Here is a 25992-nt window from a genome sequence, read left to right as displayed (position 1 = left end):
CTTGAGTATATACAAAAATGAGTAATTCTCGCTATCCCGTTTCGGTTGCCGCGCGCCTAGACTCGATCGCAATGCTGCAGTGCCTGTGCGGATATCGTTTATAACAGCCAGCAGGCAGCTTCGTTAGAACAACCTTCGCGATAACAGTAATCCACGTGAAGGCCACAATCTGGAGGGTACCCATGTACAAGAAAACCTGTGTCCTGCCGGCAGCGATCCTGGCGCTGCTCAATGCCGACGTAATGGCGAATACCCTGGAGGAGGTTGTGGTTACCGCGACCCGGCGCGCAATCAACCTCCAGGACACCGGTATTTCAGTTACGGCAATGTCCGGTGCCGCATTGGAGCAGTTCAATGTCACCGATACCGACATGCTGACCATGGTGACGCCGGGCCTGATGCTGCAGAATGGCGGCGGGGCGCCACTGGTGGGCCTGGTATCCATCCGCGGGGTGGCCCAGAACGACTTCGCGGGACACATCGAATCGCCGAATGCGCTGTACCTGGACGAGGTCTACCAGTCCTCCATCTCCACCAACTCCATCAAGATGTACGATATCAGTCGCGCCGAGGTGCTGCGCGGCCCCCAGGGTACCCTGTTCGGGCGCAACGCTACCGGCGGCCTGATCCACCTGATCACCAACAAGCCCACCGAGGAGCTGGAAGGTTATCTCAAGGCCTCCGCCGGCAGCTACAGCTCCTACAGTGTCCAGGGTGCCATCAGCGGCCCCCTGTCGGACACCGTCAGGGCCCGGCTGGCGCTGTTCCACAGCAAGGCCGACGGCTATATCGATAACGCCATAGGCCCTGACCAGCTGGAGGACGACACGCTGGCGGGGCGCCTGCATGTGCAGATCACGCCCTCGGACCGGCTGGATATCCTGCTCAGCGCTGATATCTACCAGATGGACGTGGACAATGTCGGTGGTGCCCACACCCAGGGGGCCGCGATCGACCCGGTGACCGGCCTTGGCTTCAACGTGCCCGGGGTGAACAATACCATTCTCGGCTACATCAAGCCCGACAATGACCTCTACAGCGGCGCTTTCGACCAGCCCGGGTTCATGGAGCGTGACTCCAGCAATCTCATCGCCAATATCGCCTATGAGTTTGACCGGGTCAGGCTGGTATCGCTGAGCAACTTCAACAGCGTCGAGTCCGATTACCTGGAGGACAATGACCTGACCCCGTTCCCCTTTATCGAGTTCGGGCAGACCGGGGACAGTGACACCTTCAGCCAGGAACTCCGCCTGGAGCAGGTGGAGGGAGCAACCCGCTGGACCACCGGGCTGTACTACCTGAATATTGACGGCGACTACAGTCAGGCACTGCGGGTCAATCCGCCGCCGGACCTGGATCCCGCGGCCCTGTCCCTGGGCCAGACGGCAAACTGGAGCGTGGAAACCACCTCCTGGTCGGTATTCGGCCAGCTGGAGCGGGACCTGGCCCCGGATCTGGTGCTGACCGCAGGCCTGCGCTGGACCTACGACGAAAAAGACTACGACTACAACGCGGTGCCGTTCCTGCGCGCGGGAGGCGTCTCCATTCCCGGCCAGGCCCCTCTGGGCGTGCCGCCGGGCAGCCTCATTGAAGAGGTGCTGGCCAATGGGCCCATCGTCGACAACCACGACGAGGATGGTGTCTCCGCGCGCCTGCAGCTGGACTACAGCGCGGCGGAAGACTGGCTCCTGTACGCCAGCTTCAACAAGGGCTACAAGGCGTTCAACTACAATGCCGGGTTTGCCGGCCACGCGCCCTTTGCCGGCCTGCGCTTCGACGGCGAGGATATCTATGCCTGGGAAGTTGGCAGCAAGCTGGACTTCTGGGACAACCGGGCGCGCTGGAACATCAGCGCCTATTACTACGATTACCGGGACTACCAGGCCTTCGATCAGCGCGGCATCAATTTCACCCTGTACAACACCGATGCCACGATTCAGGGGATGGACACCGAGCTGACCATCTCGCCGACGGACACCACCACGCTGATGTTCAGTGCCGCATACTTGGATACCGAGGTGGAAAATGTGTTGATCGGGACGGATCCGCTGAATCCGATCAATGTCACCCGGGAAGCGCCACAGTCACCGGAGTTCACGTTCAGTGGTGCCATCGTGCAAGACTTTCCCCTGCAGGCGGGGGTGATTTCGGTACAGTTGAGTGGCTATTACAACAGCGGCTATTTCTCGCAGCTGACCAACGCGCCCAACACCGATATTCCCAGCTACAAACTGTTTAACGGCAGGGTGACCTACACCTCCGCCAGCGAACAGTATGAGCTGTCCCTGTTTGCCCGCAACCTTCTCGACGAGGAGTACATCAGCTATGCCTTTGATATCGCGTCCAACGGTTTTACCGAGCAGACCCTGGGCCAGCCCCGCTGGGTCGGTGTCGAGGGACGATTCAACTTTTGAAGCATGAAACGAAACGGGCCGGCAGGGAGAAGGTTGTGATGGACAGACTGAAGGGCAAGGTGGCGCTGGTCACCGGCGGTGCCTCGGGCATAGGACGTGCGTCCTGCGAGGCGCTGGCACGGGAGGGGGCCAGGGTGCTGGTCGCGGACATCAATACCGCGGGAGCACAGGCAACTGCCGAGCGCATTGGGGCGGCCGCGGCCAGCCACGCGCTGGACGTCAGCAGCGAGGCTGACTGGGAGGCGGCAACGGCCAGGGCCCTGGAATTGTTCGGGCGCCTGGACATTGTGGTCAATTGTGCCGGCATCGGGATTACCGGCACCGTTGAAGACATGGTGCTGGAGGAATGGAACCGTGTGCTGGCGGTCAATCTTACCGGCACCATGCTGGCCTGCAAGCACGGTATCCGCGCCATCAGGCAGTCCGATGGTGGCGGTTCGCTGATCAATATCTCGTCCATCGGTGCCCTGCTGGGCACCTCGGATCTGGCCGCCTATGGCGCTTCCAAGGCGGGTGTCACCCTGTTGTCGAAGTCCGTGGCCCTGGACTGCGCCGAGCGTGGCTACGGCATTCGCTGCAACGCCATCCACCCGACCTATGTGGACACGGAGATGCTGGAGCCGATTATAGAAGCGGTCGGAGACCGGGACACGATGGTGGCGAGCATGATTGACAATGTGCCCCTGGGGCGGCTGGCGACGGCGGCGGATATTGCCAACTCGGTTGTATTCCTGGCCAGTGACGAGTCGGCCATGATCACCGGCACCACGTTTCTGGTCGACGGTGGCACCACCGCGGGCATGCCCTCCAAACATTCGCAACGCAACTGACAACCCTGTTCCGGAGTCCCGAACAATGATTACCGAATGCACGGTGAGCGATATGCTGCTCGCCATCCTCAAGAAGCACGGCGTCAAGTATATCTGCGGCCTGCCCGCGGCCCAGATAGGACTCATCATGCATGGCGCGTCGCGAGACCCGGACCTGGTGTACATCACCACCCGGCACGAGGAAGCCGCCGGCCACATGGCGGCCTCGATCTCCCGGGTGACCGATACCATGGGGGTCTGTTTCGCCACGGTGGGACCGGGAGCGACCAATCTGGTTCCGGGTGTTGCCGCCGCCTATGCCGACAACATCCCCATGGTGGTGATTACCGGGCAGAACCAGGCCCGGGCGATAGACCCGAGTATCGACCAATTGCAGTCCGCGGACCAGATCGGCCTGTTCCGCTCAATCACCAAATGGAATGCCATCGTGCACCATCCCGAACGGGCACCGGAATTGTTCGAGCGGGCGGTCCATATCGCCCGTTCCGGGCGGCCGGGGCCGGTGCATCTGGATATCCCCTGCGATGTCGGCACCCAGTTGTGCCGCTACGATCTTGCCCAGACGCCGCCCTATCGGCTGCAGCGTCCGGTGCCCTGCCGCGAAGAATTGCAGCGGGTGGCGGCCGCCCTCCGGGGTGCACGCCGGCCCCTGTTGATTGCCGGTGGCGGTGTGGCCCGCTCCGGCGGTGTGCAGGCGTTTCGCGATCTGGTGGCACACACGGACATGCTGGCAATGACCACCGCCAACGGTCGCGGGGTGCTGGATCCGGCAGACGCCAATACCCTGGGGTCGGCGGGCCTGGTGTCCGGGCAGGCGGCCATTGATGTTGGTCAGGAGGCGGATCTGGTGCTGGCGGTAGGCTGCAAGTTCTCCACCTTCACTCCCATCCACAAGCCGCCGCATTACCCGAAACCGGATGAGCAGAAGATCATCCAGATCGAAATCGATGCCGAATCCATCGGTCGTGCGGTACCGGTGGAAATCGGTCTGGTGGGAGATGCCCGGGCAACGCTGGAGGCGCTGCTGGCTCTGTTGGCGGAGCAGGACGGTTTCCAGCAGGACCTTGACTGGAAGCAGTCCATTCTCAAGAAGCGCGATGCCGGCAGGGCGCTGTATCGGGAAACGGCGAAGGAGAGCAAGGTGGTCGGTGGCGCCGGCCTGCTGAACGAATCCGCAGTCGCGGCCGCGATAGGCGAACTACTGCCCCGCGATGCGATTGTCGTCCACGACGGCGGCCAGACCATGATGTGGACCATTTCCCATATCCAGGTAGACAGCCCCGAGCGGTCACTGTTCGTTCCCGGCATGGGCCACCTCGGCTTCGGCCTGCCCTATGCCAATGCCGCCAAGCTGGCACACCCGGAGCGGGCGGTGTTCTGCCTGACCGGTGACGGCGCCATGGGCATGACCATCCAGGAGCTGGAAACCGCCAGTCGCTATGGCCTGGCGGTCATCGTGGTGGTATTCAATGACAGTTACTGGGGCATGTACAAGCCTTTCGGGGAAATGCTGGAAAACCCTGATTTTGGCACCAAATTGTCCACGGTGGACTTTGCTGCGGTTGCCAGGGGCTTTGGCTGTTATGCAGAGGACGTCTCCGAGCTTCGGGAGATTCCCGCCGCGGTGCAGCGTGCGCTGGACAGTGGGCGTCCGGCGGTGCTGAATATCGGCGTCGATTTCACGCCGCACCCGATGGATTTCCTCTGGCCCAACATCATTCTCGATGGCTTCCAGTTTCCCGCCCCGCAGCAAACTCCCCTGCAGGCGGTTGCCTGACTATCCCCCGGCCGGCCTGGCATCCGTCAGGCCGGCCTCGCCACGGCGGTTATCTGCCGCTCAAGTCCCCGACCTCAACTGGTGAGCATCATGCCGCCATCCACAAGGATACGGTCGCCGGTAACATGCTTGCTCTCATCGCTGGCAAAGTACAGTGCGGCGTTGGCAATATCCTCCACCTGGCCGAATTCACCCATGGGAATCATGCCCAGAAAGCCGGCTTCCGCCTCTGCCGCCGTGATACCGTTCTGGCTCGCAGTGGCCTCCACCAGACGGTCGTGCATCGCAGTGCGAATCTGTCCGGGATGGATGGAGTTGCAGCGGATGCGGTAGCCCTGCTGGGCGCAGTACAGAGCCACTGACTGGGTCAGATGGCGCACCGCGGCCTTGGAGGCGCCGTAGGCCGCGATGAAGGGTACCGGCACCATGGCGGCAATGGAGGACATGTTGATGATCGAGCCGCCGCCCTGTTTCATGTGGCGAATGGCGTGCTTGCAGCCCAGCAGGGTGCCGTCGAAATTCACCTCGAAAATTTTCTTCGCGGCGGCGACGTCAATGTCTTCGAACAGTTCACCCAGGCCGGCGTCCGCAAAACCGGCGTTGTTCACCAGCACGCTGGCGCGGACGCCTTCAGCCGCCAGCGCAGCGAACAGTGCTTCCCAGCTGCTCTCGTCGGTGACGTCCTGTGCGATGAAGCGAGCGCCGAGCTTGCCGGCGGCCTGCTCCCCGGCCTGAACATTGATATCCGTGATGATCACGGTTGCGCCGTGCTCGATGTAACGCTGCGCGATCCCCAGCCCCAGCCCAGTGGCACCACCGGTCACGATGGCGGTTTTGCCAGCCAGTCTTTTTTCGCTCATGGTCAGTTGTTCTCCCTGCAATGGTTGTTGTGGCCTTGCGGTTCCCGGCTATGCGGTTCAGGTCAGTCCCAGTGCTCAGGCTTGTCGACATGGGAGGCGGCACCGGCAGCTTCCGCCATCCGGAACATTTCCCTGGCGTCGAGTATCAGGGCGACACTGCCATCGTCGTTGTAACCGGCCAGCGGTCCATGCGCTATTGCAAACATCACCATGCCATCGGCACCGGTGATCGGCTTGTGGTTGATTCCCGCCGGTTCCTGTACGTAGTCGCCCGCGTAGCCCCAGTCATCTTCGTAGGCAAACCCGCCTTCCAGGATGATACCTTCCACCGAGCCGATATGACCGTGGATGGGGGCAATATTGTGGGGGCCGACTTTCAGCATCATGCTGAAGCCGCCGGTTATCGGGTTGATCGCCAGCAGCTTGAACCAGGTGTCGGGCATGACCCAGGGGGTCCATTCAAGCTTTTCCTGGGGGAAAAATGCGCTCTTGAGCTGCTTGCTGATTTCGATGCCGGTGGTGCCGGAGTCGGTGAGTTGGTTGCTGCTCTTGCTGTTGTTCATGACGGTATTCCATTCAGGCTGGTGGGCTGCAGTTTCCCCGCGGGTGCGCGCCAGGGCACGCTACTCTTGTGAAAACCCCAATCGAATTGCAGCCTAGCATCGGAAAAAATGCCTCAACAGAGTAGAAATACTCATTGTTTCCCGCCTTTGCCGTGAATACGCTGGCAGCCGACAACAAGGAGATTCTGCAATGCCCGTCCTGAATTTTGGCCAGCCCGATGGCGGCGTCATACAAACTGCCTTCATCACCGATGATATTCACAAATCCATGGCGCAATTCACCCGGCAACTGAATGTGGGGCCGTGGTTCCTGTTCGAGAACTTCGAGCTCAATGACCTGGTCTACAAGGACCGGCCCGCCGATTTTGCGGTCAGCCTGGCGCTGGCGAACTGTGGTCACATGCAGTTTGAACTGATTCAGCCGCTTGACGACAAGCCTTCCCCCTACCGCGAGGTGTTCGGGGAGTCCGGCTGGTGTTTTCACCATCATGCGGTGGCCGCGATTGATTTCGAGCAAAGCTGCGCCCACTATGCCGCCGAGGGTTTCGAACAGGTGCTCACCTGTTCCGTGGCGGTGGGCGGCCGCGCAGCCTATTTCGACACGCGCAGCGCTGTTCTGGGCATGATTGAGGTGGTGGAGATGACACCGGCAGTGGAGCGTCTGTGGACCGACATCCGCCATGCCGCCGTCGGCTGGGATGGCAGCGAGCCGGTACGTACGCCGGGCTGATAACTCAGTGGTTTTTGCTTTTGCCGGATGCGGTCACTGCCAGGCGCAGGTCGCGGTAACTGGCCTTGATATGGCCGGGGAGTTGTTCAATATCTGCCTGCCGGGTCGGGCAGGCGGCGATGCCGAAACAGAGCTTGTCAGCCTGGCTGACAACGGTGATGTTGAGGCCCATGCCGTGGGTGATGATGGAGAGCGGATACAGGGCCTCCATCCGCGCGCCCTCCAGGTACAGCGCTGTCTTTGCCCCGGGTACGTTGGAAAAAATGCCGTTGATGGCGGGTTTGACCCGCTCGGCGTTGCCGCTGATGGTAAGCAGCACGGCAGGCACCATCAGCAGGGCGTAGAAGTCCTCCGCCGCTGTCACCGACATGCTGCTCATCTCCGCCTTGGCGGCGCGGGTGGTGCGGATCACCCGTTGCAGTCGGCGCAGGTCATCTTTCTCATCGGTAAAGAACGGGCTGATGATGTAGCTCAGGCGGTTGCCCTCGCGCTCGCTGCCGGACTTCAGTGACATTGGCATGCCGACGATCAGGGAATCTTTCGGCAAGGCGTTGTGGGCCTGCAGGTAGCGTCGCAGGGCGCCGCCACAAATCGCCAGCAGGACATCGTTCACGGTGCCGCCGCTCTGGCGGGCCAGACGCTTGACGGTTTTCAGTGGCAGGTCGCAGATGCCGAGGCTGCGGCGCGACTCAAGCTCGGTGTTGAAGAGCGTGCGCGGCGCGGTAAAGGGCAGCCGCATGGCGTCGGTATTGCCCTTGAGAATATCCGCACCCATGTGCAGCAGCAGGCGGGACAGCTGCGGCAGTGCCCGGTACTGCTCGACAACACCCCGCGCGACTCCGCTGAGCTGCTCGAACAGATTGTGATGGCTGTGCTGGCGCCCGGGTGTCCTGCGCACCTTGCGCAGGTCGATCTTCTGCCTGGGGTCGGTGCTGAACAGGCTCTGGATCATGCGCATGGCGCCGATGCCGTCCACCAGGGCGTGGTGGGTCTTGCAATACAGGGCGAAGCGGCCGCCGGGCAGGCCTTCGATCAGGTGCAGCTCCCACAGTGGCCGGGAGCGGTCCAGGGCCCGCTCGTGGGCCCGGGTCACCAATTGCATCAGGTCGGTCATGCGTCCCGTTGCCGGCAGGCGGTAGTGGAATACGTGGTTTTCTGCCTGATAGTCGTCCGCTGTGACCCAGGCAGCTGCGGACAGGTCTTCCGGATTCTGCAGGCGCTTGTTGAAGGCGGGCAGGATCTCGTTCAGGCGCCCGCATTTGCGCGCCAGCTGCCGCAGGTAATTTGCAGGTACCTTGTCCGGTGGTGTCAGGATCACCAGGGCGGCGACATGGAAAGGGCAGCGCGGCGTCTCAATCTTGAGGAAACCCACGTCCTGGGCGCTGAGTTTGTCCATGGCTCTGCTCCTTAGCGTCCGAGATAACGCTGTTGCAGGTGGTCGCGAAAGTAGTGTGCCTGCAGCGGATTGCCGGTGGCCTGGGTCATCAGGTCATCGCAGGCGAGCAGTTTGCCCTGCCCGTGTACCCTGTCGCGCAGCCAGCCCAGCAGTGCGCAGAAATTACCGCCGGCCAATTGCTGCATCAGTTCGGGGATGTCGCGGCGTGCGGTCGCGAACAACTGGGCCGCGGTCATCGCTCCCAGGGTGTACGTGGGGAAGTAGCCGAACAGGCCCGCGGGCCAGTGCACATCCTGCAGGCAGCCGTCGCTGTAGTTGCCCGCAGTGGAGAGCCCGAGGTACTGCTGCATGCGCTGGTCCCAGGCCTCCGGAATCTCGGTGACCTCCATCCTGCCCTCCATCAGGTCGCGCTCGATTTCGTAGCGCAGGATCACGTGCAGCGGGTAGCTGACCTCGTCGGCATCGACCCGTATGTAGCCGCGCTTCACCCGGGTATACAGGCGATACAGATTGTCCTCGCCCCAGGCTGGCAGCGCCGGATCAGCGGCGGCAAAGGCCTGCTGCAGGTGCGGTACCAGGTAGTGCAGGAACTCCCGTGAGCGGCAGGCCTGCATCTCCATGAGCAGGGACTGGCTCTCGTGCATGGCCATGCTCAGGGCCTGGCCCACCGGCTGCTGACGCCAGGCCGCAGGCAGCCCCTGTTCATACAGCGCGTGGCCGGTCTCGTGGATCACGCCCATCAGCGCCGCCACGAAGTCATCCGTGCGATAGCGGGTGGTGATGCGGACATCGCTGGGTACACCACCGCAGAAAGGGTGGTGGCTGACGTCGAGGCGTCCGTGCTCAAAGTCGAAGCCCAGGGTGCGCATGATCTCCAGCCCCAGCTGGCGTTGTTCCTCGATGCTGAAACTGCCCTCGGGCTGCAACAGGGGCGCGGCCGCCTGCCGTGCCAGGACCTCGTCCAGCAGCCCTGGCAGGAAAGCCTTCAGGTCCGCGAACAGCGGATCCACACGGGCGCAGGTCATGCCCGGCTCATAGGTATCGAGCAGCGCATCGTAGCGCGACAGGCCGGTGGCGTCGGCGCGCACCGCGGCCTCCTCGCGGGCCAGGGTCACCACCTCCTGCAACAGCGGCGCCATCGCCTGCCAGTTGTTTTCCGTGCGGTAGCGGCGCCAGGCCTGCTCGCTGCGCGATGTGGCCAGTTTCTGGCGTTCCACCAGGTCTGCCGGCATGCAGGTGGCCTGACGGTAGCTGCGGGCAATTTCCCGCAGGTTCGCGCTCTGCCAGGGGTCGAGCTGTTCTTCGCTGGCGCCTTCTATCCAGTCTCCCACGCGCGGGTCCGTCACCATGCCGTGCATGATGACCTCAAGCGTGGCGAGGGCCTGGCCGCGGGCCTCGCCACCGCCAGAGGGCATCATGGCGGCCTCGTCCCAGCCGGCGATGGCCTGCACATGCGCGAGATCGTTGAGGCGGGCGAAGTGTTGTTGCAGTTGCTGATAGTCGTTCATTGGGTCCCCCGCTGCGAAAGTGCTTCCTGTCTGCGTTACAAGTGCCGTATGAAACGGTATCTTACCCCTTTGACCTCTTCACGGAGCCAGCCAGTGCCAAAAAAAGATGTCCTGAGAACCCTCTGCCAGGTACCCGCCCTGATCAAGGCAAAGAAGCTGCTGAAGCCGCTGCCTGATGATACCCCCGACTGCCTGGGCGCGAGAGTGGCGCAGAACGCGGTGCGCTTCCCCCGGCGTTCGGCCTTCGTGTTTGAAGGGCGGGAGCTGAACTGGAGTCAGTTCAATGCCGAGGCCAACCGTTATGCGGCGGTGTTCAGGGCCCGGGGACTCAGGCGCGGCGACGCTGTCAGTGTGCTGATGGAGAACCGGATCGAGTTCATGGTGGTGGTGATTGCCCTGAACAAGTTGGGTGTCATTGCCTCCCTGATCAACACCAACCTTACCCACCGGCCGCTGGTGCACTGCGTTACGACAGCAAATTCCCGCATGTTCCTGTTTGGGGAGGAGTGCCTGGAGGCGGTGGCGGAAGTTCGTGCCGAGCTGGAGCTCGAGGATGGCGACTATCTATACGTGCCCGATGCCGGCGCCATTGCCGCGCCGGACTGGACTCTGGACATGGCGGCGGAGGCGGCAGCAGCAAGCACCGATAACCCGGTCGAGACCGATTCGGTGAGGATTGGCGACACTGCGTTCTACATTTTCACCTCCGGTACCACAGGCCTGCCCAAGGCGGCTGTACTCTCCAACCGGCGCTATCTGGCAACGGCCGGGATCATACACGTGGCGGGCCTGCAGCTCACGGAACAGGATCGGCTCTATCTGTGTCTGCCGCTGTACCATGGCACCGGGCTGATGGTCGGCGCCGGGGCGGCGTTCCTCGCGGGCGCCAGCATGTTCATTCGCCGCAAGTTTTCCGCCAGCCAGTTCCTGCCGGAAGTCCGGGAGCATCGCACCACGGCTTTCGTCTATATTGGCGAGCTGTGCCGCTATCTGCTGCACGTGCCCGCCCGGCCCGACGACGCCGACAATCCCTTGCGGGCGGTGGTGGGGAACGGCCTGCGGCCCGATATCTGGCACCAGTTCAAGAGTCGCTTCGGGCTGGAGCGGGTGATCGAGTTCTACGGCTCCAGCGAAGGCAACATCGGTTTCGTCAACCTGCTCAACAAGGACTGCACCGTCGGCAGCTCCGCACTGCCTACCGCCCTGATCCAGTACGATGTGGATCGAGACGAAGTCGTGCGCGACGGCGCCGGCCGCTGTGTCAGGGTCGAAGCCGGTGAGCCGGGGCTGCTGTTGGGCAAGATCACGGCGCATACCCGGTTCGAGGGCTACACCAGTGCCGAGGCGACCGAGAAAAAGGTCCTGCGCGATGTGTTCGAGCCGGGCGATGCCTGGTTCAACACCGGCGATCTGATGCGCACGGTAGATGTGGGTTTTGCCCTCGGCCTGCCACACTACCAGTTCGTCGATCGTATCGGCGATACTTTCCGCTGGAAGGGTGAGAATGTGTCCACCAACGAGGTCGGCGAAATCATCAACCAGCACCCGCAGGTAGCGCTCAGCAATGTCTTCGGTGTGGAAGTCCCGGGGACCGACGGTCGCGCAGGGATGGCGGCGCTGCGCCTGGTGGAGGGCGTCGAAAGCCTGGACCTGGAAAGCTTCTCCGCCCATGTGCAGGCGGAGCTGCCGCCCTATGCCCGGCCCCTGTTCCTGCGTATCCAGCGCGAGATCGACACCACAGGGACTTTCAAGCTGCTGAAAGGGGATCTGCGCAAGCAGGGCTATGACCCGGCACAGGTGCCGGATGTACTGTGTGTGCTCAAGCCGGGCGCCTCGGTGTACGAATCACTGGACCAGGACTGGTTCGACAGGATCCAGAGCGGCGCGGCGGGCTACTGAGGCGTGGTGAATTTGCCCGGTGAATCGCTGGCGCCGGGGAGCAAAAGCAGGTATTTTCCTGCCATGCTGCGCTATCTTCCCAGATTCCTGCTCCTGCTGGCCCCGTTGCTCGGCCTGCTGGCCTGCAGCGCCGGTGAATCCAACGTTGCCCAGGGCAACCGCGACGGCATCCTCCACTTTGGCAATGGCTCCGAACCCCAGGGGCTGGATCCCCATGTGGTCACCGGGGTCCCGGAAAGCAAGCTGATCGATGCCCTGTTCGAGGGGCTGACCCGCAAGAATCCCTGGACCCTGGAGCCGGAACCCGGCGCCGCCGCCAGCTGGGAGTTCAGCGAGGACCGGCGGGTCATCACTTTCCACATGCAGCCGCAAGGGCGCTGGTCCAATGGGGAGCCGGTGACTGCCCACGATTTCGTCTGGTCCTGGCGCCGCGCACTGGATCCGGCGATGGGCAATCTGTACGCGTACATGCTGTACCCGGTGCTGAATGCCGAAGCCTACGCGACCGGCAAGATTGACGACCCGGAGATGATCGGTGTGCGGGCGCTGGATGACATGACCCTGGAGGTCACCCTCAACGAGCCCACGCCGTATTTCCTGCAGTTGATGGACCACTACAGCAGCTTCGCGGTGCCGCGCGCCACGGTGGAGCAGTTTGGCGAGGCCACGGACCGCTTTACCCGCTGGACCCGGGCCGGGAATATTGTCAGCAACGGCCCCTTCCGCTTGCAAAAATGGCAGTTGAACCGGCGAATTGTGGTGGAGAAGAACCCGCACTACTGGGATGCGGACACGGTGCGCCTCAATGGCGTCGTATTCTACCCGACAGAGAATGTTGTCAGTGAGGAGCGGATGTTCCGGGTCAACCAGCTGCACGTGACCAACGACGTGCCGCTGGCCAAGTTCCCCGACTACCGCAAGCTGGAAAACAGTCCGTTCGTCGAGGCGCCTTACCTGGGCACCTATTTTTATCTGCTCAACACCCAACGTCCGCCGCTGGACGACGTCCGCGTCCGTCGGGCCCTGTCGCTGGCATTGGACCGCGACTCGCTGACCCGAAACGTGCTCTACGGCAGCAACGATCCCGCCTATGCGATTACGCCCCCCGGCACGCTGGGCTACCAGCCGCCGCGCCTGTTCAGCCATGATCCCGAACAGGCCCGTCAACTGTTGGCGGAGGCGGGCTACCCGGGTGGCGCCGGCTGGCCCGGGCTCGAGTTGACCTACAATACCAGCGAGAGCCATCGCAAGGTCGCCGTCGCGGTACAGCAGATGTGGAAGGACGTGCTCAATATCGAGGTCACCCTGGCCAATCAGGAGTGGAAGGTCTATCTGGATTCCGTATCGGAGATGAATTTTGATATTGCCCGTCGCGGCTGGATCGGGGACTACGTGGATCCCAACAATTTCCTCGACATGTACATAACCGGCGGGGGCAACAACAATACCGGTTTTGCCGACCCGGTCTACGATGAGATGATCCTGCGTCTGGCACCCCAGGCTGCCACCCAGGAAGAACGCTTCGCGATCTTCCATGAGGCGGAGACCCGGCTGATGGAGCAGATGCCGATCATCCCCATCTATACCTACGCCAGCAAGCATCTGGTGCATCCCAGCGTACAAGGGATGCCACCCAACCTGATGGACTTCGTCAACATGAAGTACATCCATCTGGAGCAAGTGCCGTTGACTGAATTCGAGCTGGAGTAGGCTATGTGGCGTTTTGTCGGCGGGCGGTTGCTGCAGGCGATACCGGTAATCCTGGCGGTTGTCACCGTGACCTTCTTTCTGGTGCGGGTCGCGCCCGGCGGCCCCTTCGACAGCGAAAAGGCCGTTATCCCCGAGGTCAAGGCGGCACTGGAGGCCCAGTACCGGCTGGACCTGCCGCTGGGGCAGCAGTACCTGGCCTACCTGGGCGACCTCGCCCACGGCGAACTGGGCCCTTCCTTCAAGTATCCCGGTCGCAGTGTCAATGAACTGATTGCCGCGGGCCTGCCGGCGACTGCCGAGCTGGGAGCCTACGCCCTGCTGGTAGCGATCGTGCTCGGGGGGCTGGCTGGAGTAATTGCCTCGCTGAAGCCCAACAGTGCCCAGGACTATATCCCGATGTCGATCGCCATGATCGGTATCTGCATGCCGACGTTCCTGCTCGGCCCCCTGCTGGTGCTGGTGTTCGGCATTCATCTGGAGTGGCTGCCGGTATCCGGTTGGGGTGACATGCCCGGTGACAAGATCCTCCCCAGCCTCACCCTGGGCGCAGCTTATGCCGCCTATATTGCCCGCCTCAGTCGCGCCGGCATGCTCGAGGTCATGTCCCAGGACTATATCCGCACCGCCCGCGCCAAGGGCTTGCCAGAGTGGCAGGTGGTCACGCGTCACGCCCTGCGCGGTGGCCTGATCCCGGTGGTGGCCTTCCTCGGTCCCGCCTTTGCCGGCCTGCTGGCGGGTTCCTTTGTGGTTGAGACCATTTTCCAGATCCCGGGTCTGGGGCGCTTCTACGTCCAGGCCGCCTTCAATCGGGACTACACCATGATTTTGGGCACTACGGTGTTTCTGTCGACCCTGATCGTACTCTTCAACCTGCTGTCGGACATTCTCGCAGCCTGGCTCAATCCGCGCCTGCGCGGCCAGTATGGGGAGGCCTGAGTGAATACCCTGGCGGACAGTGAAACGCTGGTGGCAGAGCAGGGCACATCCCTGTGGCAGGACGCCTGGCGCAGATTGCGCAAGAACCGGCTGGCCCTGTTCGGGCTCTGTGTGCTGGTCTTCTTCGTGCTGATTGCACTGCTGACGCCCTGGCTGGCGCCCTATGCCCACGATGCCCAGAACCTGGATCTGGGGGCCACACCGCCTTCCGCCGCCCACTGGCTGGGTACCGATATCTTCGGCCGCGACCTGCTGACCCAGATCATGTACGGCGGCCGCATCTCGCTGGCGGTGGGCTTCGTGGCTACCGCGGTGGCGCTGGTGATCGGCGTCACCTGGGGCGCGGTGGCGGGCTACGTCGGCGGTCGCGTGGATGCGATCATGATGCGGCTGGTGGATATTCTCTATGCGCTGCCCTTCATGATTTTCATCGTCCTGCTGATGGTGGTGTTCGGACGCAATCTGTTGCTGCTGTTCCTGGCCATCGGTGCGGTGGAGTGGTTGACCATGGCGCGGATCATGCGCGGGCAGGTGCAGTCCCTGCGCCAGCAGGAGTTCGTGGAAGCGGCCATTTCCCTGGGCCTGTCGCCGGCCACCATTGTACGCCGCCACCTGGTGCCCAACGCGCTGGGTCCGATCATTGTCTACACCACCCTGACCATTCCCAGCGTCATGCTGCTGGAAGCCTTCCTCAGCTTCCTCGGGCTGGGGGTTCAGCCCCCGGCGACCTCCTGGGGCCTGCTGATTTCCTACGGTGCCGAGACCATGGAGGAGTATCCCTGGTTGCTGATCTTCCCCGGCGCCGCCCTGACCCTGACCCTGTTTGCCCTCAACTTCCTCGGCGACGGCCTGCGCGATGCGCTGGACGTGCGCGGCTCCGGAGACTGACCGGCCATGGCCCTGCTCAGCGTGCGCGACCTGCAGGTCGACTTCACTACTCGCAATGGCCGGATCACGGCGGTCAACAGGATCAGCTTTGACGTCGAGTCGGGCAAGATCACCGCCATTATCGGCGAATCCGGCTCCGGCAAGTCCGTGGCCTGCTACAGTCTGCTGGGGTTACTGCCCACACCACCGGCCAGCATCGAGAATGGCACAGCCCACTTTGAAGGGCGCGACCTGCTGGCCATGAGCGAGGGGCAGTTGCGGGAGATCCGCGGCCGCGATATCGCCATGATCTTCCAGGACCCGATGACCTGCCTCAACCCCTACATGACCGTTGGCGACCAGCTCATCGAACCCCTGGTCTATCACCGCAAGGTCAGCAAGGCGGCGGCACGCGAGAGGGCCCTGGAGCTGCTGGCCGAAGTGGGTATGCGCGAACCTGCCGCGACCATAGACCAGTACCCGTACCAGTTTTCCGGCGGCATGCGCCAGCGGGTGATGATCGCCATGGCCTTGATCAATGAACCCAAGCTGCTGATCGCCGATGAGCCCACCACCGCCCTGGATGTCACCATCCAGGCCCAGATCCTGGCACTGGTGGCGGAGTTGCAGCGCAAGCGCAACATCGGCGTGATATTCATCAGCCACGACCTGTCGGTGGTCGCGGACATCGCCGATGAAATCGTGGTAATGGAAAAAGGGCATCTGGTGGAGCGGGGCGATCGCGCCGCGATCTTCGAGCGTGCAGAGCACCCCTATACCCGCAAACTGCTGGAAGCCATCCCCGCCGGCAGCAAGGCAGTCAGCGCCGAACAGCGCGAGGACCTGATTACCGTCAGCCATCTCTGCACCTGGTTCGGCCAGGGCAAGGGCAGGGAGCCACTGCGAGCGGTGGATGACGTCAGCTTTACCATCCAGCGCGGTGAAGTGCTGGGCCTGGTGGGCGAGTCCGGCAGCGGCAAGTCCACCATAGGCCGCTCCCTGCTGCGCCTGGTGCCGGTTACCAGCGGCGAGGTACTGTTCGATGGTACCGATGTGACCGCGCTTGAGGGGGTGGCGCTGAAGCAGATGCGGCGGCGCATGCAGATGATCTTCCAGGACCCCTATGCTTCCCTGAACCCGCGCATGTCGGTCTACGACGCCCTCGCCGAACCGCTGCTGCTGCACGGTATCGAGAGCCGCAAGACGGTGGAGCAGGGCGTGCTCAAGCTGATGGATGACGTCGGCCTGGCGCGAGCCTTCGTGCGCAAGTATCCGCATGAGTTCTCCGGTGGCCAGCGCCAGCGTATTGCCATAGGCCGCGCCCTGGCGACCCGGCCCGAATTCGTGGTGGCCGACGAGCCGGTGTCGGCGCTGGATGTTACCATCCAGGCCCAGATTCTCGACCTGATGCTGGAACTGGGCAAGGAATACGGCCTGACCATGCTGTTCGTGTCCCATGACCTCGCGGTGGTGCGGCATATCGCCGACCGCATTCTGGTGCTGTACAAGGGCAAGGTGGTGGAGCAGGGCACCGGGGAGGCCCTGTTTGAACGGCCGCAGCAGGACTACACCCGGCAGCTGCTGCAGTCGATCCCCGGGCGCGCCCTGCTGGCCTGATGGCTGCCGCCAGCCCGGATTTTCCGCCGCCCGCCCGCGCCAACTACGCGCTGCTGCTTCTGCTGCTGGCCTACATCCTCTCCTTTATCGACCGCAACGTCATGGCAGTGCTGATCGGCCCGATCCGTGAGGATTTCGCGATCAGCGACTTCCAGTACAGCCTGCTGCACGGCTTTGCCTTCTCCATGTTCTACATCGCCATGGGGCTGCCCATTGCCCGCCTGGCGGATCACCACAGTCGCAAGTGGATCATCACCGTGGGCCTGGTGGCCTGGAGCCTGATGACCTGTTTGTGTGGCGCTGCGCGCAGTTTCGCGGCGCTATTCGTGGCGCGTATCGGCGTGGGAGTCGGGGAGGCCACCCTGTCACCGGCGGCGTTTTCCATGCTCGGTGACCTGTTTCCACGGGAGCAACTGGCGCGGGCGCTGGCGGTCTACAGTCTCGGCATCACGCTCGGTGGCGGGCTCGCCTACATCATTGGCGGCATGGTGCATCAGTGGTTCGCGGCCATGCCACCACCGGTGCTGCCTCTTCTGGGGGAGTTGCGGCCCTGGCAGATGACCTTTGTTGCCGTGGGCGCGCCCGGCTTTCTGCTGGCGATCTTTCTCGGCCTGCTCAGTGAGCCGGCGCGTCGCAGTGGCGTGGTGGCTGTCGATGCCGTGGAGTCGCCGCATGGGCTTGCCGGGATCGGCGCGCACCTGCGGCAGCACCTCAGGGCGTATGTCGCCCCCATCGGCTCGGTGGCAGTACTGGGGATACTCGGTTACGGCACCATGGCCTGGTACCCGGAATTTCTGATCCGCAGTTTTGACCTGCCCCGGGTCGAGGCGGCCAACCGCTTTGGTTTCATGTTCATTGTTGCCGGCAGCCTCGGTGCCCTGGCCGGGGGCTGGGCGGTGGAGCCGCTGCTGCGGCGCGGCTACCAGGATGCTCCACTGCGTATTATCCTGGCGGTATCGGTTCTCTGGATCCTGCCGGCGGTGCTGGGTCCCTTGAGCGGCTCGCCGACACTGGCTGTGTGGATGGCGGCGCCCATCGTGTTTTTCCTCAACGCCCATTACGGCGTCGGTGTGGCAGCAGTGCAGTTCATTACTCCCAACCGCATGCGCGCCCAGGTATCCGCGCTGATGCTGTTTATCACCAACCTGTTGGGCCTGGCCTTCGGGCCCACGGCGGTGGCGATGCTCACCGACTTTGCTTTCGGGGATGACCTGGCCCTGCGCTATTCCCTGGCGCTACTGCCGCTGCTGGTATGCCCGCTGGCGATCGGCCTGATCCTGCAGGGGCTGCCAGCCTATCGTCGCGCTGCGATCGAAGCCTGAGCGATCTGCCGGGGCAGTGGCTGTCCGGCACCCGGTACGCCACCATCCTGATCCGTCACTGCCGTCGGGTTCACTTGGGACAAGCATGCACTGGCGCGTCTGTCGGGCTTTTGTCCGGTTTTAGTGGAAAGTTCCTTTACGGGCGTTTGACAAAACCCGAAATTGGGAATAAATTCCCAAACATGGATATGCCAATACATCAAGTTCTCAGTCACGCTGTGCTGCGCATTCTGCGTCCCCTCGCTCGCGTCCTGCTGTCCCATGGCATGGCCTATGGCGCCTTCGCCGAGCTGGCCAGGCGGGCCTTCGCCGACGAGGGATTTCTGCTGATCGAGCGCTCGGGCAAGCGCCCGACGGTGTCGGCCGTGTCGGCGATTACCGGCATGACGCGCAAGGAAGTCAGCCGTCTCCGGGAAGAAGCCCCCGACGCCAATGCCGAGGCGGCGAGGCGCTACAGTCGCGCAATCCGCGTCATCAGCGGCTGGCTCAACGACAGCGAATTCTGTGCTGCCGATGGCGAACCGGCGGCGTTGTCCCAGGATGGCGATGTCGGTAGTTTCTCGGCGCTGGTAAAGCGCTATAGCGGCGACATACCGCCTGCGGCGATGCTGTCCATCCTGCAGGCCAGCAACAATGCCGTGATCGAGGATGGCCGGGTTGTACTGAAGGAGCGCGCCTATATCCCCATGGCGACGCCGACCGACAAGATCAATATCCTCGGCAGGGATGTTGGCGAGCTGATCTTCACCATTGGGCACAACCTTGAGGCGCGGCCGGGTGAGCGCTTTTTCCAGCGCAAGGTATCCAACGCGTCCATCGCCTCGGCAGCGGTGAGGGAGTTTCGCGACTTGTCCAATCGCAAGTCCCAGGAACTCCTCGAAGAGTACAACGCCTGGTTGACCCGGCACCAGGTCGACGAGCAGCAGGAATCAAGTGAAGAGACAGCCTACGTCGCCGTAGGCATTTACTACATCGAGCATTCGGAGCAGGAGCAATCCTCATGAAAACACGTTTCTCGCCACGTCCCGTGGCTACTGCCAGTGCCCTCGCCCTGATACTTGCTGCCTGTGGCGGCGGTGGTGGCGGTGGCGCTGGCGATAGCGTCGCCGTGACCTCCCCGCCTCCCACGGGTGGCGGTGGCGGTATCGGTGGCTCCGGCCAGAGCACCACCAGCAGCGGTACCATCGACGGTTTTGGCAGCATCTTTGTGAACGGGGTGCGTTTCGACACTGATGACGCGGAAGTCATCATCGACGGCGAAGTTCGTGGTGAGGATGCCCTGCGGCTGGGCATGGTGGTCCTGGTCACCGGGGAAGTGGCTGACGATGGCGCCAACGGTACCGCCCGGACGGTGCTGTATGACAACGAGTTGACAGGGCCGATTTCGCGTATCGAGACCAGTGCTGACGGCAACTCCAGGCTGCTTACCGTCCTCGGCGTCAATGTCATTGTCGAGCGTGCCGGTACGGTACTCGACGATGTTACATTCGCCACCCTCGCGGTCAATGATGTGGTAGAAGTGTCGGGTTTTACCGGTCGCGGCGACAGCCTGCGCGCCACGCGAGTGGAGCGGGAGTCGACCTTCGTGGCGGGCCAGACTCGCGTCACGCTGAGTGGCCAGGTGGGTGCCGTAACAGGTACCGAGTTCGTGCTGGGAGATCTGACTGTCGATTTCAGCGCCGCCGAGTTCGAGGATATCCCCGGCGGCACTATAGCCGAGGGGCAGACGGTGCGAGTCAGCGGGACGCTCAACGGTACTGTGGTAACGGCCTCCCGCATTGAGGCGGAGCAAGGTCCCGGCAGCCGCTTCCAGGAGGGTGAAACCGCGCGTGTCCAGGGCGCAATTACGCGCTATACCAGCCCGGCGAGCTTCCGGGTTGGCGGGGTCGAGATCGATGCGTCCTCGGCGGTATTGCGGCCCGCAGATCTCACTCTGGTCAACGGTCTGGTGGTCCAGATCCAGGGTGTCTGGAATGACTCGCAGCTGGTGGCCGAGCGGGTGGATACACGCCGTGGCCGGATCAAGGTCGAGGCACCGGTGAGCGCCGTGAACGTCGACAGTTTCACCGTCACCCTGCAGCTGGTTCCGGGCACGGTTACCGTGCAACTGGATGCTCGCACCCGGCTCGACGACGACACCGATCAGGTCGACAACCTGACCCTGGCCGACATTTTCCCCGGTGATTTCCTCGAGGTGGAGGCATTCCTGGATGGCGATACCCTGTTCGCCACCACCATCGACCGGGACGATGACGATGATCAAGTGTTGCAGGGGCCGGTGCAGTCTTTCAATCCGGGTGCGGATATCACGATTCTGGGCCTGACCTATAGCACCAGCGGAGCGGAATTCGAGGATCGGGATGACGATGACATCAGCTCCGAGTTGTTCTTTGCCAATGTCCAGGTCGGCGATCTGGTGAAGATCAAGGATGATGAGATCGCGGACGGTATCGCCGACGAGGTGGAGTTCGAGGACCGGAATGCACTGGAAGGAGAGCGCGAGTTTGCCTGCTTCGGTGACGACGATTCCCTCGATGAAGACAGTAACGACGATTCCAGCGACGGCTGTGACGATTTTTCCGATGACATTCAGGACGAGTCCGGCGACGACGACCTGACGGACGACGATGGCCTCGCCGACGACGATGACCTGACGGACGACGATGGCCTCGCTGACGACGACGACCTGACGGACGACGATGGCCTCGCCGACGATGATGACCTGACGGACGACGATGGCCTCGCCGACGACGATGGCCTGACGGACGACGATGGCCTCGCCGACGACGATGACCTGGCAAATGAGGACAGTCCGGACGATTGATGCCACCAGGGCCGGGTCGCGTACGCGCGCGATTCGGTGCCCCCTTTTAGCGGGCTGCGGCAGCAATCTCCCGTATGCGGGCCACCATGGCCCGCAGGCCGTTGCCGCGGGTGGGGGAGAGGTGGTTCAGCAGGTCCAGCCGTTCGAAGTAGGCGTCGATATCAAACGCCAGCACTTCCGCTGGCGTCTTGTTGTTGTAGGCCGCCAGTACAACGCCCAGCAGGCCCTTGACGATGAAGGCGTCGCTGTCCACCGCCAGTTGCAGGCGTCCGTCCTCAAGGCGGGTGTCTATCCACACCTGGCTCTGGCAGCCGCGGACCTTGCGCTCCTCGGTGTGCAGCGCTGCGGGCATGGCAGGCAGTTCCCGGCCCAGGTCGATGATGTACTTGTAGCGATCTTCCCAGTCGTCGAAGAAGGACAGGGTGTCGACAATGTCGTCGCTGGTGATGCTGTGGCCGAAGGGATTGCTCACTGCTGATTCAGGCACTCTGGAGTACTCCCTAGTAAAACATGCCCGTTTCGAGCTGGGCTTCTTCCGACATCATGTCGCGGCTCCAGGGTGGATCGAACACCAGTTCGACAGCGACCTCGCGGACGTTGGGGACCTGGGCCACACGGTATTTGACGTCTCCCACCAGCACCGGCCCCATGCCGCAGCCGGGCGCCGTCAGGGTCATGCGAATGCTGACCGTGCCGGCCTGCTGGTCGATGTCGACGTCGTAGATCAGGCCCAGGTCGACCAGGTTCACCGGCACTTCAGGGTCAAAGACTGTGCGCAGGGCATCCCACACCTGGTCTTCGTGCACCAGGCCATCGGTTGGGGCGTCAAACTCCAGCCTCTGCGCGGTCAGCCCGAGGGCGTCGGCGTCGGTGCCGTCCACGCGCACCATGTTGCCGTTGTAGATTACGGTGTAATTGCCACCCAGGGCCTGGGTCAGGGTGACGAAAGTGTGGGCGGGAATGGTCACCGCATCACCGACAGGTACCAGCCGGCCGGGGCAGTCCCGTTGGGTGGTCAGCAGGGTTCTTTCCTGGGCGCTCATGCGGGCTCCGTCCGGCTCAGCTGATGCTGAAACTTTCGCCACAGCCGCAGGCGGCGGTGACGTTGGGGTTGTGGAACTTGAGGGTGCGATTCAGGCCCTCCTTCTCGAAGTCCAACCGGGTGCCTCTGAGCACTTTCAGGGAGTCGGTATCGATGTACACATCGAGGCCTTCCTCCGGGTGCAGCTCCAGGTCGCCTGCTTCACCCTGCTCCACTTCATCCAGGACATACATGAAACCGGTACAACCACTTTCCTTCACGCTGATACGCACCGCGTGCTTGCCGGACAGGGCCAGCTGTTTCTTCAGATGGGCCGCCGCCGCCGGAGTGACCAGCAGGGCGTCGGTGCTAACGTCAAAAGTCTCTACGCTCATGGATCAACCTTCTAGCCAAAAAGGCGTTTTGCCTTGTGGATGCCCGCGAACAGGCGTTCCACATCCTCGGCAGTATTGTACAGTGAATAGGACGCGCGCGCGGTCCCGGGCAGCTGGTAGTGCGCCATCAGTGGCTGGGTGCAGTGGTGCCCGGTGCGCACCGCGATACCCTGCTGGTCCAGCAGCATGCCGAGGTCGGAGGGGTGGATGCCGTCGATAACGAAGCTGAAGATACCGACCGATTGAGCCGGATCGCCGATTCGCCGCAGCCCCTCGACCTCCGCACCGAGGGCGATGGACTGTTGCAGCAGTGCCACTTCGTGTCGGGCCGCTGCTTCCATGTCCAGCGCAGCGAGGTAGTCAATGGCGGCTGCCAGGCCGATGGCGCCGGCGATATTGGGCGTGCCCGCCTCGAACTTGAACGGCAGGGTGTTCCAGGTACTGCCGCTGAAACTGACGGTTTCGATCATTTCGCCACCCCCGAACAAGGGCGGCATGGCCTCCAGCAGTGACTCCCGGCCCCAGAGCACGCCGATCCCGGTGGGACCGAACAGCTTGTGGCCGGAGAAGGCATAGAAGTCGCAGCCGATGGCCTGCACATCGACCGGCATGTGAGAGGTGGCCTGGGCGCCGTCGATCATCACCCGGGCACCGGCGGCCTGGGCCATGCGGGTAATCTCCGCCACCGGGTTGATGGTGCCGAGAGCGTTGGATACATGGTTGACGGCGACCAGTTTGACGCGCTCGTCCAGCAGGCTGGCGAGGGCATCCAGGTCGATGTCGCCGCCGGGGGTGACGGGGATGGGAACCACTTCGGCCCCGGTGGCAGCCGCAACCAGTTGCCAGGGGACGATATTGGAGTGATGCTCCAGATACGACACCAGGATGCGGTCCCCCGCTTGCAGGGTGGCGCGGCCCCAGCTGTGGGCCACCAGGTTGATCGCTTCCGTGGCGCCCCGCACCCAGATGACCTGGGAGGGCGCAGGACTGTTGATGAAACGGGCCACGGTAGTCCTGGCGTTCTCGAAGGCCACGGTGGCCCGGTCACTGAGGGTATGTGCGCCCCGGTGCACATTGGCGTTGTCGTGGCGGTAGTAATGGCTGATAGCCTCGATCACCGCCTCCGGCTTCTGGGTGGTGGCGGCGTTGTCCAGATAGACCAGCGGCTGGCCATTGACCTGCTGCTGCAGGATCGGGAAGTCGAGGCGGATGGTCGCCGGGTCAAACGCGGGCGTGGTCACAGTGGCGGGGGAGCTCACAGGATGTGCCTCGTCAGGCGTGATTCGCGGGCGAAGCGGTTGGCCAGCAGTGGCTTCAGGAATTCCCGCAGGGCGGGCTCCGCCACCGCTTCCACCAGCTCGTTGATAAAGCCGTAGCTGAGCATGACCTCGGCTTCGTCCCTGGGCACGCCCCGGGTACGCAGATAATGCATGGTCAGCGGGTCCAGCTGTGCCACCGTGGCGCCGTGGGCGCACTGCACGTCATCGGCGTAGATTTCCAGTTCCGGCTTGGTGTTGATTTCAGCCTTGTTGCTGGTCAGCAGGTTCTTGTTGCTGAGCTCGGCACGGGTTTTCTGTGCGTCAGGGTGAATATGGATGCGGCCATTGAACACGGCAGTGGCCTCGTCGGCGATGATGCCGCGAAAGCGCTCCTTGCTGGTGCAGTGGGGAACGCTGTGTTCAATGCAGGTGTGGTAGTCCACGGTCTCGGTACCGCGGGGCAGATAAATGCCGTCGAGATCGCAGTGGGCGCCGGGACCCTGGTGGTCAACCACCAGGTCGATGCGCTTGAGGGCGCTGCCCAGGGCCAGGTGGAAGCCGCTCAGCAGGCTGTCGGCGCCCAGGCGGGCGTGGACGCCGCCGATGTGTACCGCGCCGCCCTGCTCCAGCTGCAGCCTATAGTGATGGAGGTGGGCGCCCCGGTCCAGCAGCAGTTCGGTGATGCCGTTGGTGAAGGCAGTGCCGCCGGTGGCGGTGTTGGCAAAGCTCTCCACCACTGTAGCCCGGCTGTTGTCCCCGAGGCAGACCAGCAGGCGCTGGGTAATGCTGATGGCTTCGTGCTGGCCGGTGGTCAGCCAGGCGATGTGCACCGGCTCGTGGACAACCGCGTTGGCGGCGACCTGCAGGAACACCCCGTCGGCAAGCGTGGCATCGTTCAGCGGTGCAAAAACGTGGCGCCCCGGCAACAGGGCACTGCCCAGGGTGGCGCGGATCTGTTCTGCCTGGGTGGCATCCGCGTCGGCGAAGCGCACCAGGGAAAGCCCGTCGGGCAGGGTCGTGGCAGACAGTTCAGGCCGGTACATGCCGTCGCTGAATACCAGCGTCGGGCCGCCCATCTGCGGCAGGTTGATGTCGGATACATCGGCCCTGGCCGCATTGCGGCCGGGAACAGTGAACGGCTGCTGCAGCGCTTGCAGACTGGTGTATTTCCAGGCTTCCGTCTTGCGGGTAGGCAAACGGGTATCCTTCCAGGCGTCGCGGCCCCGGGCCTGGATATCCTGCAACCAGGCCGGCGCTGCAGAGGATGCCTCTGCCAGTGCTCGCTGCATGAAATCCGTCATCAGGCCACATCCTCCAGCCAGGCATAGCCCCGCTCTTCGAGTTCCAGTGCCAGCGACTTGTCGCCGGATTTGACGATGCGTCCACCGGACAGCACATGTACGTAGTCCGGCTCGATGAAGTTCAGCAACCGCTGGTAGTGGGTGACCAGGATAAAGCTGCGGTCGGGGCTGCGCATGGCATTGATGCCGCTGGCAACGACCTGCAGGGCGTCGATGTCGAGACCGCTGTCGGTCTCGTCCATGATGCACAGCTTCGGCTGCAGCAACAGCATCTGCAGCAGCTCGTTGCGCTTTTTCTCGCCACCGGAGAAGCCCTCGTTGACCCCGCGCTTGAGGAAGGCTGGGTCCAGGTCCACGGTCTTGCTGGCCTCGCGAGCCTGCTTCATGAAGCTGACGCTGTCGATGGCGGGCTCGCCGCGATGCTCGCGCACGGCATCCACCGATGCCTTCAGGAACTCCATGTTGCTGACGCCGGGGATTTCCACCGGGTACTGGAACGCCAGGAACAGGCCCAGATGGGCGCGCTCCTCGGTATCCAGCGCCAGCAGGTCCTGGCCCAGCAGCTGGGCTGAACCGGCGGTTACGGTGTAGCCCGGGCGCCCGGCCAGCACGTGGCCGAGGGTGCTCTTGCCGGAGCCGTTGGGGCCCATGATGGCGTGCACCTCGCCCGGCTTCACCGCCAGGTTGAGGCCCTTGAGAATATCTTCGCTTTCAACCCTGGCGTGCAGGTTGTCTATCTTCAACATGATGATTGTGCTCCGGG

At 63.1% G+C, this 25992-nt stretch carries 22 protein-coding genes; 12 read left to right on the top strand and 10 right to left on the bottom strand.

The genetic code is table 11. The features are described from left to right. Positions 1–182 precede the first annotated feature (182 nt). Genes RLO07_RS04700 through RLO07_RS04690 form a run of 3 tightly spaced genes read left to right on the top strand, consistent with a single transcriptional unit; the run spans position 183 to position 5021 of the window. Positions 183–2414 carry a TonB-dependent receptor gene (locus RLO07_RS04700; protein WP_462290976.1) on the top strand — a complete coding sequence of 744 codons (2232 nt, stop codon included), beginning with the start codon at positions 183–185 and terminating at the stop codon, positions 2412–2414. Between the two features lie 38 nt (positions 2415–2452). Further along, a complete protein-coding gene (locus RLO07_RS04695; protein WP_462290975.1) occupies positions 2453–3244 on the top strand; it encodes an SDR family NAD(P)-dependent oxidoreductase in 792 nt (263 codons plus the stop codon). Positions 3245–3269: 25 nt separating this feature from the next. Further along, positions 3270–5021 carry a thiamine pyrophosphate-binding protein gene (locus RLO07_RS04690; RefSeq protein WP_462290974.1) on the top strand — a complete coding sequence of 584 codons (1752 nt, stop codon included), beginning with the start codon at positions 3270–3272 and terminating at the stop codon, positions 5019–5021. Positions 5022–5095: 74 nt separating this feature from the next. Here the strand turns inward: RLO07_RS04690 and RLO07_RS04685 are convergent, their stop codons facing one another. Further along, entirely contained in the window at positions 5096–5881 is a 786-nt protein-coding gene (locus tag RLO07_RS04685; RefSeq protein ID WP_462290973.1) for a glucose 1-dehydrogenase, read from the bottom strand. 62 nt (positions 5882–5943) lie between these two features. Further along, positions 5944–6444 (bottom strand): 2,4'-dihydroxyacetophenone dioxygenase family protein, encoded by a 501-nt coding sequence (locus RLO07_RS04680; protein ID WP_462290972.1) that lies wholly within the window; start codon positions 6442–6444, stop codon positions 5944–5946. Positions 6445–6634: 190 nt separating this feature from the next. Here RLO07_RS04680 and RLO07_RS04675 point away from each other — a divergent pair, with 190 nt between their 5' ends. Beyond that, positions 6635–7174: a VOC family protein gene (locus tag RLO07_RS04675; RefSeq protein ID WP_462290971.1), complete on the top strand. Its 540-nt coding sequence runs from the start codon at positions 6635–6637 to the stop codon at positions 7172–7174. Between the two features lie 4 nt (positions 7175–7178). Here the strand turns inward: RLO07_RS04675 and RLO07_RS04670 are convergent, their stop codons facing one another. Together RLO07_RS04670 and RLO07_RS04665 are read right to left on the bottom strand one after the other, a co-directional pair. After that, a complete protein-coding gene (locus tag RLO07_RS04670; protein ID WP_462290970.1) occupies positions 7179–8570 on the bottom strand; it encodes a wax ester/triacylglycerol synthase family O-acyltransferase in 1392 nt (463 codons plus the stop codon). An 11-nt stretch (positions 8571–8581) separates the two neighbouring features. Then, positions 8582–10078 (bottom strand): carboxypeptidase M32, encoded by a 1497-nt coding sequence (locus RLO07_RS04665; RefSeq protein WP_462290969.1) that lies wholly within the window; start codon positions 10076–10078, stop codon positions 8582–8584. Positions 10079–10171: 93 nt separating this feature from the next. Here RLO07_RS04665 and RLO07_RS04660 point away from each other — a divergent pair, with 93 nt between their 5' ends. From RLO07_RS04660 to RLO07_RS04625, 8 genes are all read left to right on the top strand, one after another. Beyond that, positions 10172–11977: a long-chain-acyl-CoA synthetase gene (locus tag RLO07_RS04660; RefSeq protein ID WP_462290968.1), complete on the top strand. Its 1806-nt coding sequence runs from the start codon at positions 10172–10174 to the stop codon at positions 11975–11977. Positions 11978–12040: 63 nt separating this feature from the next. After that, a complete protein-coding gene (locus RLO07_RS04655; RefSeq protein WP_462290967.1) occupies positions 12041–13687 on the top strand; it encodes a peptide ABC transporter substrate-binding protein in 1647 nt (548 codons plus the stop codon). Between the two features lie 3 nt (positions 13688–13690). Further along, positions 13691–14623: an ABC transporter permease gene (locus tag RLO07_RS04650; protein ID WP_462290966.1), complete on the top strand. Its 933-nt coding sequence runs from the start codon at positions 13691–13693 to the stop codon at positions 14621–14623. Then, on the top strand, positions 14624–15511 hold the full coding sequence (locus tag RLO07_RS04645; RefSeq protein WP_462290965.1) for an ABC transporter permease: 888 nt from the start codon (positions 14624–14626) through the stop codon (positions 15509–15511). 6 nt (positions 15512–15517) lie between these two features. Next, positions 15518–17107, top strand: a complete 1590-nt coding sequence (locus RLO07_RS04640; RefSeq protein WP_462290964.1) for an ABC transporter ATP-binding protein — start codon at positions 15518–15520, stop codon at positions 17105–17107. After that, positions 17107–18429 carry an MFS transporter gene (locus tag RLO07_RS04635; protein ID WP_462290963.1) on the top strand — a complete coding sequence of 441 codons (1323 nt, stop codon included), beginning with the start codon at positions 17107–17109 and terminating at the stop codon, positions 18427–18429. The genes RLO07_RS04640 and RLO07_RS04635 overlap by 1 nt, the downstream gene beginning before the upstream one ends. 182 nt (positions 18430–18611) lie before the next feature. Continuing rightward, complete coding sequence (locus RLO07_RS04630) at positions 18612–19433, top strand: DUF6502 family protein (protein ID WP_462290962.1); 822 nt, start codon at positions 18612–18614, stop codon at positions 19431–19433. Beyond that, positions 19430–21253, top strand: coding sequence for a DUF5666 domain-containing protein (locus RLO07_RS04625; RefSeq protein WP_462290961.1), 1824 nt, complete (start codon positions 19430–19432; stop codon positions 21251–21253). The genes RLO07_RS04630 and RLO07_RS04625 overlap by 4 nt, the downstream gene beginning before the upstream one ends. 46 nt (positions 21254–21299) lie before the next feature. On the opposite strand, the gene RLO07_RS04620 is transcribed toward RLO07_RS04625, so the two are convergent. From RLO07_RS04620 to sufC, 6 genes are read right to left on the bottom strand one after another with little or no spacing between them, the layout of a single operon-like run. After that, positions 21300–21740, bottom strand: a complete 441-nt coding sequence (locus RLO07_RS04620; RefSeq protein WP_462290960.1) for a SufE family protein — start codon at positions 21738–21740, stop codon at positions 21300–21302. A gap of 13 nt (positions 21741–21753) precedes the next feature. Continuing rightward, entirely contained in the window at positions 21754–22296 is a 543-nt protein-coding gene (gene sufT, locus RLO07_RS04615) for a putative Fe-S cluster assembly protein SufT (RefSeq protein ID WP_462290959.1), read from the bottom strand. Between the two features lie 16 nt (positions 22297–22312). Then, the gene (locus RLO07_RS04610; protein ID WP_462290958.1) at positions 22313–22669 is read right to left on the bottom strand and encodes a HesB/IscA family protein; all 357 of its coding nucleotides are present in this window, start codon (positions 22667–22669) and stop codon (positions 22313–22315) included. 11 nt (positions 22670–22680) lie between these two features. Beyond that, a complete protein-coding gene (locus RLO07_RS04605; protein ID WP_462290957.1) occupies positions 22681–23928 on the bottom strand; it encodes an aminotransferase class V-fold PLP-dependent enzyme in 1248 nt (415 codons plus the stop codon). Continuing rightward, the gene (sufD, locus tag RLO07_RS04600) at positions 23925–25229 is read right to left on the bottom strand and encodes a Fe-S cluster assembly protein SufD (RefSeq protein WP_462290956.1); all 1305 of its coding nucleotides are present in this window, start codon (positions 25227–25229) and stop codon (positions 23925–23927) included. The genes RLO07_RS04605 and sufD overlap by 4 nt, the downstream gene beginning before the upstream one ends. After that, complete coding sequence (gene sufC, locus RLO07_RS04595) at positions 25229–25975, bottom strand: Fe-S cluster assembly ATPase SufC (RefSeq protein ID WP_462290955.1); 747 nt, start codon at positions 25973–25975, stop codon at positions 25229–25231. The genes sufD and sufC overlap by 1 nt, the downstream gene beginning before the upstream one ends. Positions 25976–25992 lie beyond the last annotated feature (17 nt).

The organism is Haliea sp. (assembly GCF_040221975.1).
Taxonomy (GTDB): Bacteria; Pseudomonadota; Gammaproteobacteria; order Pseudomonadales; family Halieaceae; genus Haliea.
Note: the sequence above shows the minus strand (reverse complement) of the source record. Positions and strands in the feature narration are given on the sequence as shown.

Excerpts from the sequence above, each read along its gene's own strand:
- RLO07_RS04700 (WP_462290976.1), top strand. The coding sequence starts at position 183 with ATGTACAAGAAAACCTGTGTCCTGCCGGCAGCGATCCTGGCGCTGCTC.
- RLO07_RS04695 (WP_462290975.1), top strand. The coding sequence starts at position 2,453 with ATGGACAGACTGAAGGGCAAGGTGGCGCTGGTCACCGGCGGTGCCTCG.
- RLO07_RS04690 (WP_462290974.1), top strand. The coding sequence starts at position 3,270 with ATGATTACCGAATGCACGGTGAGCGATATGCTGCTCGCCATCCTCAAG.
- RLO07_RS04685 (WP_462290973.1), bottom strand. The coding sequence starts at position 5,881 with ATGAGCGAAAAAAGACTGGCTGGCAAAACCGCCATCGTGACCGGTGGT.
- RLO07_RS04680 (WP_462290972.1), bottom strand. The coding sequence starts at position 6,444 with ATGAACAACAGCAAGAGCAGCAACCAACTCACCGACTCCGGCACCACC.
- RLO07_RS04675 (WP_462290971.1), top strand. The coding sequence starts at position 6,635 with ATGCCCGTCCTGAATTTTGGCCAGCCCGATGGCGGCGTCATACAAACT.
- RLO07_RS04670 (WP_462290970.1), bottom strand. The coding sequence starts at position 8,570 with ATGGACAAACTCAGCGCCCAGGACGTGGGTTTCCTCAAGATTGAGACG.
- RLO07_RS04665 (WP_462290969.1), bottom strand. The coding sequence starts at position 10,078 with ATGAACGACTATCAGCAACTGCAACAACACTTCGCCCGCCTCAACGAT.
- RLO07_RS04655 (WP_462290967.1), top strand. The coding sequence starts at position 12,041 with ATGCTGCGCTATCTTCCCAGATTCCTGCTCCTGCTGGCCCCGTTGCTC.
- RLO07_RS04650 (WP_462290966.1), top strand. The coding sequence starts at position 13,691 with ATGTGGCGTTTTGTCGGCGGGCGGTTGCTGCAGGCGATACCGGTAATC.
- RLO07_RS04640 (WP_462290964.1), top strand. The coding sequence starts at position 15,518 with ATGGCCCTGCTCAGCGTGCGCGACCTGCAGGTCGACTTCACTACTCGC.
- RLO07_RS04635 (WP_462290963.1), top strand. The coding sequence starts at position 17,107 with ATGGCTGCCGCCAGCCCGGATTTTCCGCCGCCCGCCCGCGCCAACTAC.
- RLO07_RS04630 (WP_462290962.1), top strand. The coding sequence starts at position 18,612 with ATGGATATGCCAATACATCAAGTTCTCAGTCACGCTGTGCTGCGCATT.
- RLO07_RS04625 (WP_462290961.1), top strand. The coding sequence starts at position 19,430 with ATGAAAACACGTTTCTCGCCACGTCCCGTGGCTACTGCCAGTGCCCTC.
- sufT (WP_462290959.1), bottom strand. The coding sequence starts at position 22,296 with ATGAGCGCCCAGGAAAGAACCCTGCTGACCACCCAACGGGACTGCCCC.
- RLO07_RS04610 (WP_462290958.1), bottom strand. The coding sequence starts at position 22,669 with ATGAGCGTAGAGACTTTTGACGTTAGCACCGACGCCCTGCTGGTCACT.
- sufD (WP_462290956.1), bottom strand. The coding sequence starts at position 25,229 with ATGACGGATTTCATGCAGCGAGCACTGGCAGAGGCATCCTCTGCAGCG.
- sufC (WP_462290955.1), bottom strand. The coding sequence starts at position 25,975 with ATGTTGAAGATAGACAACCTGCACGCCAGGGTTGAAAGCGAAGATATT.